Below are 10,084 nucleotides of genomic sequence, written 5' to 3' on the forward strand. Positions count from 1 at the left end.
TCGTCCTTCGCAACTCGCAACCCGCAACCCGCAACCCGGCTTTCGTCCTTGTTTACAACCCCAGGCTTTGGCTTACCAGCTCTGCGATGTCGAGGTTTTGCATGGAATCTTCCTTGTTTTTGTATTTGATTCCATCGGTCATCATCACCATGCAGAACGGGCAAGCTGTTGCCACGATGTCGGCCTGAATTTCGATGGCGTCTTCGATGCGTTCGATAAAGACTTCTTTGTTGCCTTTTTCGGCTTCTTTGAACATCTGTCCGCCGCCGGCGCCACAGCAAAGGGCAAAGCTGCGGTTGCGCTTCATCTCGGAAGGCTTCCCGGCCACAGCTTCTATCACACGACGGGGCGCTTCGTACTCGCCGTTGCCGCGACCCAGATAACACGGATCGTGGAAGGTGATGCGCTTTCCGGCAAATTTATCGCTGCCGGGTTTTAGCTTGCCTTCGGCTATTAGTTTCTGCAGAAACTGCGAATGGTGCCACACCTCATAGTTGCCGCCAAAGTCGGGATATTCGTTTTTGAAAGTGTTGTAATCGTGCGGACAGCAGGTGATAATCTTTTCAACTTCATACATTTTAAAGGTCTCGATGATCTGAAGTGTCTGCATCTGGTAAAGCATTTCGTTTCCGGCACGGCGCGCTGAGTCAGCGGTATCGGTTTCTTCTGTGCCCAGCAAACAATAGTCGATACCCAGATGGTTGAGGATTTTAATGAACTCGCGGCTCACTTTTTTATACCTGTCATCAAAAGCGCCTGACGAGCCAATCCACACCAGATATTCCGGTTTGCGCCTGCCGGCTTGTAGCTCTGCCATCACCGGCACCTCCAGGCCGACTTCCGTTGCCCATTTCAGGCGGTCTTCGGGCGGATATTGCCATGGCGCACCGTTGTTTTCGATATTGGTAAACATACTGTTGAGTTCGCCTGGAGCTGCCGATTCTTCCATAAACAGATAGCGGCGCAGGTCGACAATAAGAGAGGGATGGTTGATGTTGATCGGGCATTCCTGCGCACAGGCGTTGCAGGTAGTGCATGCCCACAGCTCCTCTTCGGTGATCCAATCGCGCACCAGCGCACGTCCGTCTTCGTAGTCTTTTCCTTTCTTCACCAGCAGCGGTCCAAATTCTTTCATGCGGGCTCGTGTATCCATGATGATCTTGCGCGGCGAAAGCAGCTTGCCGGTGATGTTGGCCGGACAAACGGAGGTGCAGCGTCCGCACTCGGTGCAGGAGAGCGAGTCGAGATAGTTTTTCCAGGTGATGTCCTGGACATCTTTTACGCCAAAGCGCTCCATGGTTTCTTCGTCGTCGGTGGCCGGAACAACCGCTTGCGGGTCGAGCATGAGCTTTATTTCGCGTGTTACATTTTCCATATTGTCGAGCTTGCCCAATGGCTGCAGGCGGCTTAGGAAAACGTTGGGTATCGACATAAAGACGTGGAAGTGCTTGGAGTAGGGCAACGCGTTGGCAAAAATGAAGATGGTGACGATGTGCCCCCACCAGAAGAAATTAAACCAGAAGTTAGCTGCCGCAAAATTCGCAGGATTAACATCCACAAACCAGCCCATCAGTAGGCGGCTTATGGGATAAATCCCTTCGGCATTGTTGTGATGCAGTGCCAGGTAATAGGTGTTCATGCCCAGCAGCGACACCATCAGAAAGAGGATGGCAAGCAACGCCAGGTTGGCATCGATCTTAGAGATTTTTTTCATCTCGATGCCTTTAAATCTTTGGATGTGCATCGCCAGGCGGCGCACCAGGAAGGCGATGATGGAAACACCCACCAGAAGCGCAAAGATATCGCCAGAGGCCATCATGAAATCGTAAAACCAGCCAAGAAAAGAGAGTGACTTTTCCAGGCCAAACAATCCGTCGATCACCATTTCGATGGATCCGAAACCTACGATCATAAAGCCCCAGAAAACCAGCGCATGCGCCAGTCCCACCAATGGAAAACGGAAAATTTTGGTTTGCCCAATGGCCACCTTCAGCATGATGCCAATTCGCTTGGGGATATTGCCGATGGGGAAGGGGCGGGTGAGGCGGAAATAGGCAATAAATTTGGAGACCGTGTAGCCAAAAAGGCCGATGGTGAGAAGGAAGATGATGATGAAAATGACCTGGTGTGTCATGGTTTTGTTGATTAGTTAATGCTTTTTTAAAGGCTACAATATTAAGTATTTACAGCGTATCACCACGTGCAAAATGTTAGGTGAAGTTTTATCATTTTCATAATAAAGCCCTTACAATTTAAATTTAAACAAAGTGTAAATTAATGTTGGAAATATTTCGGATCTAAGAGACGGAATGAGGCGCTGCAAGAATCTGATAAGTTTGTTTTAGTGCTGATATTCTGTCTTCTTGGTCGAGATTTGCATCGCGGCAGCCTGGTGAAAATAGAATGGACGAAAAAGTAAGAATGGGAAAGGTTTTATTCGAAGCCGACATTCCTCAAAAAGTTTCTGTGAATAGAAACATCGCATCGCTTCGCACCTTTTTAAATACCAGCTCTCTAAAGCTTAAAGATTCAGGTTTTTCACAAAGCCGAGCTCCAACAGCATTATCTCATCTTCGGCTTGGGGGTGCAGATGGCGCTCTTTGGTAATATCCAGGCGGCTTGAGAGCACACCAAAGCCGTTGTTGATGTTGGTGTATTCGGGTTTGTCCTGCACCAGACTGCCGGAGGGCCCGTTGACGCGCATGTAAGTGTCGTATTCGATTCCGGCTGCTGTAACCATAAAATCGATAGTGCTACAAAACCGTTTGCCGCTGAATTCGCGAGGTTTGACGTTGTTGTTGATGAAGGAATAAAAGGCGTCATTGTTCACAGCGATGGATTGGGAGCCGTTGCCGAAGATATCGTCGGCAAACTGAACGGGCAGTTTCCAGTCGATAAACTTATGGATGGTGTCGGAGCTGCCTGCCGGTAACTCCATATAATGAAAGCGGATGGTGGGTTGGTAGCGTTTTCCATTCACAGCGTTGCGCCAGGCAAATTCGGTGGTGAAGCTGCGAACAAAATTAGCTCTGCCGCCCGAAGGTGGTTTGGTGATAGCGAAGCTGTTGATGAGTTTCGTTTGTGCGGTAATTTCACGGTCATTGGTGGTGTTGCGTATTAGCAGCGAATAGCTGAGATCGGGGTCGAGTTGCGCGCTGGCTTTATAAACAAGCATGTAAGGATTGTAAAAATCACCCGAGTCTTTGTTGTTGATGGTAACGGTGTCGAAACTGATCTCCTGCATCATCTGGTTGTTGTTGAGATTGATGCCCTGAAGTTTTACTTCCAGCGATCCGCCATAGCTCGAAGAGTCGGCGATTTTAGCGATTTCCAATGCATTGCCACCCAAAAAAGCTTTGTTGATGCGAAGGTAATGTGTTGCGTCTTGCTGGTTGAGCAATCCATAAACGATGGTGATTTCTTTCCATTCGGCATTCACATCAACATCCGTTTCGCATGACGAAAATATGATGGATAAAGGGATTAGGAATAGCAACAGTAATTTTTTTAGCATGGTGTCGAGGTTCAGTAAGCGTATGTTCTGGCGTTATTATCAGGAACTTTGTAGATTTGCAAATTAACAAAAAGCTTAACGGCACTGTTTAAATTTTATTATTGCGCTTAAGCGCTGCGAACCACAATACCAAAAACAGAAAGAAATGAACGAAGATCGCGGACAAAAGCGGTTGGAGTACCGCAAGATCACAACACACGTGCTTCAGGAGATGAAGCTGAAAAATGAAAAGATAGCCATGCTTACCGGGTACGACTTTTCGATGGCCGGCATTCTCGACAATGCTGGCATCGACGTAATTTTGGTTGGCGACTCGGCTTCCAACGTTATGGCTGGTCACACTACCACTTTACCCATTACCCTCGATCAAATGATTTACCACGCCTCGTCGGTGATGCGTGCCGTGAAGCGAGCGCTTGTGGTGGTGGATTTGCCTTTTGGCACCTACCAGGGCAACAGCAAGGAGGCGTTGCAGTCGGCCATCCGCATTATGAAAGAGTCGGGCGCCAACGCCATAAAAATGGAAGGCGGACGCGAGATAATAGAAAGTGTCGATCGCATCCTTTCGGCAGGCATCCCGGTGATGGGGCATCTGGGGCTTACCCCACAGTCGATACATAAATTTGGAACTTACACGGTGCGTGCAACCGATGCTGCCGAAGCACGCACGCTGATAGAAGACGCTCACTTTTTGGAAGAAGCCGGATGCTTTAGCCTGGTGCTCGAAAAAATACCGGCAGAATTAGGAGAGCAGGTCACCAACGAAATAAAAATTCCTACCATCGGCATAGGCGCCGGCGGCGGCGTGGATGGTCAGGTGCTTGTACTGCACGATATGCTGGGGATTACACAAAAATTTTCGCCCCGTTTTCTGCGGCGTTATCACAATCTTTATGAAGAAATCCAGGGTTCTGTCAAATCATACATTACTGATGTGAAAACGCGGGACTTCCCCAACGATCGGGAGCAATATTAAAAGTAAGCGCTTTTTAAAGCCCTGGCTGAAAAGGCTGGAATTAATAAATTACAAAATTTAAAAACTAATCAATCAAACCTTATGTGATGGTTTGAAAAGTGAAAAAAAGAGCGGAATGTCAGCTTTTAATGATTTGTTTTCAGTGTCTTTTAATTTTTAATTGTTTTAAAAGAGCACGTAAAAATTATTGATTAATAACTAAAAATCCAAAAATTTAAACCCATGGTTAACGAAGTTTTATACGAAGATAACCATATCATTGTTGTCAATAAAATCACCGGAGACATCATCCAGGCGGACATCACACTCGATTCGACCCTGCGCGATGTGGTGCGCGACTATCTGAGAGAAAAATACAACAAACCCGGCAACGTTTTTCTGGGTGTGGTGCACCGGCTCGACCGTCCGGTGAGTGGCGCGGTGATATTCGCCAAAACCAGTAAGGCGCTGGCACGGCTCAACAGTATGTTCAAAAATCGGGAGGTGCGCAAAATTTATTGGGCTGTCGTTGACAAGGCACCCGATCCGTCCGAAGGCAAACTTGTAGATTATCTGTGGCGCAACCAGACCAAAAACAAATCTTTTATTGCCACCGAGCGCAACAAGAAAAGTTCTTACGCAGAGCTCGACTACAAGCACATCGCCTCCAGCGACCGCTATCATCTTCTGGAGGTAGAGCTGCTCACGGGGCGTCATCACCAGATACGCACACAGCTTGCGGCTTTTGGCTGCCGCATCAAAGGCGACCTGAAATATGGTTTCCCGCGCTCCAACCCCGATGCATCCATTCATCTGCATGCGCGGAGCCTCGAGTTTATCCATCCCGTAAAGGGCGATCTTGTAAGCATTGTGGCGCCGCTGCCCGTCGATCCGCTGTGGGATTTTTTTGGTAAGTTCACCAGTCAACAGGAAACTCCTAAAGCATGATTGCACGATTGCTGCGCTTGGCATTGCTTTGCCTGTTGGCAACAACCTTGGCATCCCCGCTGCAGGCGCAGTATTACAGCTCTGGTCAGGATCCGGCTTCGGTCGATTTTCGTCAGATAAAAACACAAAACTTTCGCATCATCTTTCCTTATTCTTATCAGAAAACGGCGCTTTACATTGCTAATGTGATGGAATACGCTGCGCAACTCGACACCATCTCGCTCCATGGCGCTCCGCCTCGTATCCCCGTAATTCTTCATAACCAAACGGCCATCTCCAATGCAATGACGGTGTGGGCTCCGCGCCGCATGGATTTTTACACCATCCCGCCTGACGACAGCTACGGCCAGGAATGGTTTCAGCAGTTGGCGCTGCACGAGTACCGGCACATTGTACAGATCGACAAACTCAACCAGGGGCTGACGCGTGCGCTTACCTACGTTTTTGGCCAACAGGCTACCGGCGCCGTGCTGGGGCTTTATTTGCCGTTGTGGTTTCTGGAAGGTGACGCGGTGTCGGCCGAAACGGAGCTGAGCAACACCGGGCGCGGACGTTCGCCTTCCTTTGCTATGCCGCTACGGGCACAGTTTCTCGAAAAAGGCCTTTATTCCTACGATAAAGCTGTCTTTGGTTCCTATCGCGATTTTACGCCCAACTGCTACATTTTGGGCTATCATCTGGTGGCAACAGGGCGTCGTGACTATGGAACTGAATTGTGGAATCATACGCTCGATAAGGTAGGAAGAAGGCCTTACATGATCGTCCCGTTTTCGGAAGGAATCAGGGATGTGACCCAAAAAAACAAGACTTCGTATTATCGCCATCAAATGGAAGCTTTGAAAACGGAGTGGGAGCAGAGGTCGGCTGCAACGGAGCAGGTTTCCAAAGACATCCAATCGCCTGAAAAGAGGATTTTCACAGATTACATAAATCCTTTTTATGTAAATGAAAAGATGATCGTTGCCGAAAAGCGCTCACTCGATGAAATCGCACGTTTTGTAGCTATCGATGGCAATGGCGACGAGCAGGTGCTTTTTACACCCGGATACTACGATTTTGGCTCGTTGACTTGTGGCGGCGGACGGCTTGCCTGGTCGGAGCGCGTGTTTGATCCTCGCTGGGAAAACCGGAATTATTCAGTTATAAAAATGCTGGATATAAAAACGGGCGTTGTGAGAACGGTAACTGAAAAAACACGCTGGTTTTCGCCATCGCTTTCTGATGATGGAGAATTGCTGATCGTTACAGAGGTGACCGAAGATCAGCAGTATCGGCTACTGGTGATGCAGACTGCTGATGGTAAGATTGTACAATCTTTTGCCACTCCCAACAATGAATTTCTTACAACCTCGTCCTTTTCAGAAAATCACGAGAACATCGTGGCAGTTTCTATTGGCGATGCCGGAAACCGGCTGGTGCTGGCCGAAACCGCTACCGGTGATTTGCAATATCTGATGGATACCACATTTACCGTCATTGGGCAGCCTACAATGCACGGCGACACCATTCTCTTTGTTGGCGCCTGGTCGGGCGTGGATAATCTTTACATGCTGCTGCTGCCCTCGCATGAAATTTTTCAACTTACTGATGTTAAATATGGTCTGGGCAATCCATCTTTTTATGAAAATGGGAGCACCCTCATTTTTGAAAATTATACCGCCGATGGTTTTGAGATTGCTACGCTAAGTTGTGATTCATTAAAACCATTGCCTTTGTCATCGGTAACGGATCACAGCGTGAAACTTTATCAGCCCTTGGCCGACCAGGCTGATGCTATGCTCGTGCCGGCACTTATTCCCGATTCGGCGTATGCCATCCGTAATTATTCACGGCTTGGGCATCTTTTTAATTTCCATTCCTGGGCGCCGTTGGCTATTGATGTGGATAATTACGACGTAAAACCCGGCGTGTCGTTATTTTCGCAAAATGTGCTGAGTACCGCTTTCGCGGAATTGGGATGGGAGTACAACTTGAACGAGGAGACCGGCAAATATTACGCGCGGTTTACCTATGCCGGCTGGTATCCGGTGCTCGATTTTTCGGCTTCGTATGGCCGGCGGCGTTCTTCGTTTTTGGATACTACCCCCCAACGCATCGACTTTAGCTGGATGGAAACCAACTTCGCCACCACCGTGCGATTGCCGCTAAATATTACCCGTGGCAAGTGGGCGCGGTTTGTACAACCATCCGTCACGTTGGAATATGTGCAGCACGACATGGATGCGGACGCCACAGTTTCGTTCAGGCGTAGCAATTACAAAGCGTTGACGTATCGTCTTTCGGTCTCCAACCAGATCAAATCGACAGATTGGGATATGCACCCGCGGTGGGGGCAAAGCCTGGATTTGCGTTTGCAGACTTCCCCTTTTGCCAGCGACACGCTTGGCGCAATGTTCTCGGCGGTGGGTCGGCTCTATTTCCCCGGATTGTTGCGTCACCATAGTTTTAATCTGTACGCCGGCTATCAGAAACGTGCCGACAGCAGCCCACTCTACGAAGACATGGTCCGTTTTCCGCGCGGCTGGTCACAGCTTTTTGCCAGCGAGGTGAGCAGTTTTGCTGTTAATTATAAATTTCCGGTTGCCTGTCCCGACTTTAGCATTTGGTCGTTGGTCTATCTGAAACGGATCAAGGCCAATGTGTTTTATGATTACGCGCTGGGCACCTATTATGGGGCCCACACCGACTGGCAATCTGCCGGTGTGGAGTTGTTCTTCGATGTGCATCTATTGCGGTTGCCGGCACCGGTAGAGCTGGGTTATCGCCTGGTGTGGCGCCCCCAGGTTTCCGACTGGCAAAGTGAGTTTTTGTTTTCGGTGAGTTTCGATAGTTTATAAATCCTATTTTCGCAATCTATTTTTACGATATGATACGATTTGTCTTAAAAATATTCCTATCCTCATTTTCTGTGGTTGTCGCCTCATGGCTGCTGCCTGGCGTAGCATTACAGGATTTTTTGTCGGCGATACTGGTTGCATTGGTTCTGGCGCTGCTCAACACTTTTCTCAAGCCCATCCTGGTCATATTCACCATCCCCGTCACCATTTTTACTTTTGGTTTTTTTCTGTTGGTGATCAATGCCGTGATGGCACTGCTTGCTGCACACTTTGTTGCTGGATTTTATATTGCCGGATTTTGGTGGGCAATGGCTTTCAGCATCATCGTTTCGTTGATGAATTTAATGATAAATCTGGACGATAAAAACAAAAGATAATATGAAATCACGTATGCTTTCCAATATTCAGGAAATCCTCGACACGGCCGATAAAGCCCAGGAATGTTTTGTATCGATGGTGGATCAGGAGGGGATGCCCTACCTGGTGCCCATGAACTTCGGTCTGAAAGATCAGGACATTTATCTGCACTCCGCACCAAATGGGCGTAAGGTTGACGCGCTGCGTAATAACCCCAACGTTTGCATTTGTTTTACTTCCGACCGCCATCTGCGGTGGCAAAACGAAGAGGTGGCGTGCAGCTACGGCATGAAATACCGCAGCGTGCGCGCTTATGGTCAGGTAAAGTTTGTGGAGGATTACGACAAAAAAGTGGAGGCGCTCAATTGCGTCATGCGCAAATATACCGGCAAAGAATTTACCTACAATGCGCCCTCCATCAACGAAGTGCTGGTGTGGCGTGTGGAAGTAAAGCATTGGGAAGGCCGGGTGTACGGGTATTAAGAATTACAGAGGGTTTTTATAAAAGAAAACTCTTTAAGAAAAACAATTCTGAAGATTCCGCCCGCACCCCCCAGCCCCCTAAAGGGGGAGCTGCCGACGCACCATAAGTGTGGATGAGTGAAAGATCAGAAATTGTGGGTGGGTTTCCCCTTAGGGGATTAAGGGGTGCGCGGGGGTAAATAGCATCTATTGTCTCTGCCACCGCACCCCCCAGCCCCCTAAAGGGGGAGCTGCCGACGCACAATAAGTGTGGGTGAGTGAAAGACCAGAAATCGCGGGTGGGTTTCCCCTTTAGGGGATTAAGGGGTGCGCGTGGAAAAGCTAATTTTAATTTTTTTAGTATGGCAAGGTTAAAAAACACGATTGAAAAAAAGATGTTCTATGATGCCTCATCTTTAATTTTTGAGCGTGCTAAATCATTGAGATTTAATCCGACTGATGCAGAGAAGAAAATTTCCGAAGGTCTGAGAAATAAACAGTTGCTTGGATTAAAATTTAGATTTCAACATCCCCTCAGCCAGTTTATTGCTGATTTTTATTGCCATAAGATTAAGTTAGTTATTGAAATCGATGGAGGTATTCATTTAGAGGAAGAACAAAGACAAAGAGATATTGGTCGAACTTCTGAGTTGGAAAAATACGGAATAGAAGTAATGCGGTTTTCTAATGAAGAAGTGTTAAATGATTATGAAAAAGTTTTAGAAAAGATCAAAAAGAAGTGCGAGGAATTATTGATGCTTCAGGAAAAGTCAGCCACATAAAGGTGACTGTCACCCGCACCCCCCAGCCCCCTAAAGGGGGAGCCGCCGACACACCAGCAATGCGGGTGAGTTTATTAACAAAATCGAGAAGAGTAGTTTAATAATAGAAAGTAAAAGGCCAGGAATCGTGAGTGGGTTTCTCCGCCAACCGCACCCCCCAGCCCCCTAAAGGGGGAGCCGCCGACACACCAGCAATGCGGGTGAGTTTATTAACAAAATCGAGAAGAGT

At 48.1% G+C, this 10,084-nt stretch carries 8 protein-coding genes; 6 read left to right on the forward strand and 2 right to left on the reverse strand.

The window, feature by feature from the left end; genetic code table 11:
• Positions 1-52: 52 nt before the first annotated feature.
• Both VFC92_08985 and VFC92_08990 read right to left on the reverse strand, forming a co-directional pair.
• On the reverse strand, positions 53-2,134 hold the full coding sequence (locus VFC92_08985) for a heterodisulfide reductase-related iron-sulfur binding cluster (protein HZK08322.1): 2,082 nt from the start codon (positions 2,132-2,134) through the stop codon (positions 53-55).
• Positions 2,135-2,521: 387 nt separating this feature from the next.
• Positions 2,522-3,496, reverse strand: coding sequence for a hypothetical protein (locus VFC92_08990; GenBank protein ID HZK08323.1), 975 nt, complete (start codon positions 3,494-3,496; stop codon positions 2,522-2,524).
• Between the two features lie 163 nt (positions 3,497-3,659).
• Between VFC92_08990 and panB the strand changes: the two genes are divergently transcribed.
• The 6 genes from panB (at position 3,660) to VFC92_09020 (ending at position 9,855) form a co-directional block, all read left to right on the forward strand.
• Positions 3,660-4,490: a 3-methyl-2-oxobutanoate hydroxymethyltransferase gene (panB, locus tag VFC92_08995; protein HZK08324.1), complete on the forward strand. Its 831-nt coding sequence runs from the start codon at positions 3,660-3,662 to the stop codon at positions 4,488-4,490.
• 222 nt (positions 4,491-4,712) lie between these two features.
• Positions 4,713-5,417: an RNA pseudouridine synthase gene (locus tag VFC92_09000; protein ID HZK08325.1), complete on the forward strand. Its 705-nt coding sequence runs from the start codon at positions 4,713-4,715 to the stop codon at positions 5,415-5,417.
• Positions 5,414-8,254 carry a hypothetical protein gene (locus tag VFC92_09005; protein ID HZK08326.1) on the forward strand — a complete coding sequence of 947 codons (2,841 nt, stop codon included), beginning with the start codon at positions 5,414-5,416 and terminating at the stop codon, positions 8,252-8,254. The genes VFC92_09000 and VFC92_09005 overlap by 4 nt, the downstream gene beginning before the upstream one ends.
• 29 nt (positions 8,255-8,283) lie before the next feature.
• Positions 8,284-8,631 carry a phage holin family protein gene (locus VFC92_09010; protein ID HZK08327.1) on the forward strand — a complete coding sequence of 116 codons (348 nt, stop codon included), beginning with the start codon at positions 8,284-8,286 and terminating at the stop codon, positions 8,629-8,631.
• A 1-nt stretch (position 8,632) separates the two neighbouring features.
• A complete protein-coding gene (locus VFC92_09015; protein HZK08328.1) occupies positions 8,633-9,094 on the forward strand; it encodes a pyridoxamine 5'-phosphate oxidase family protein in 462 nt (153 codons plus the stop codon).
• 257 nt (positions 9,095-9,351) lie between these two features.
• Positions 9,352-9,855, forward strand: coding sequence for an endonuclease domain-containing protein (locus VFC92_09020; GenBank protein HZK08329.1), 504 nt, complete (start codon positions 9,352-9,354; stop codon positions 9,853-9,855).
• Positions 9,856-10,084 lie beyond the last annotated feature (229 nt).

This window comes from Bacteroidales bacterium (genome assembly GCA_035647615.1).
In the GTDB taxonomy this organism is placed as follows: domain Bacteria; phylum Bacteroidota; class Bacteroidia; order Bacteroidales; family 4484-276; genus SABY01.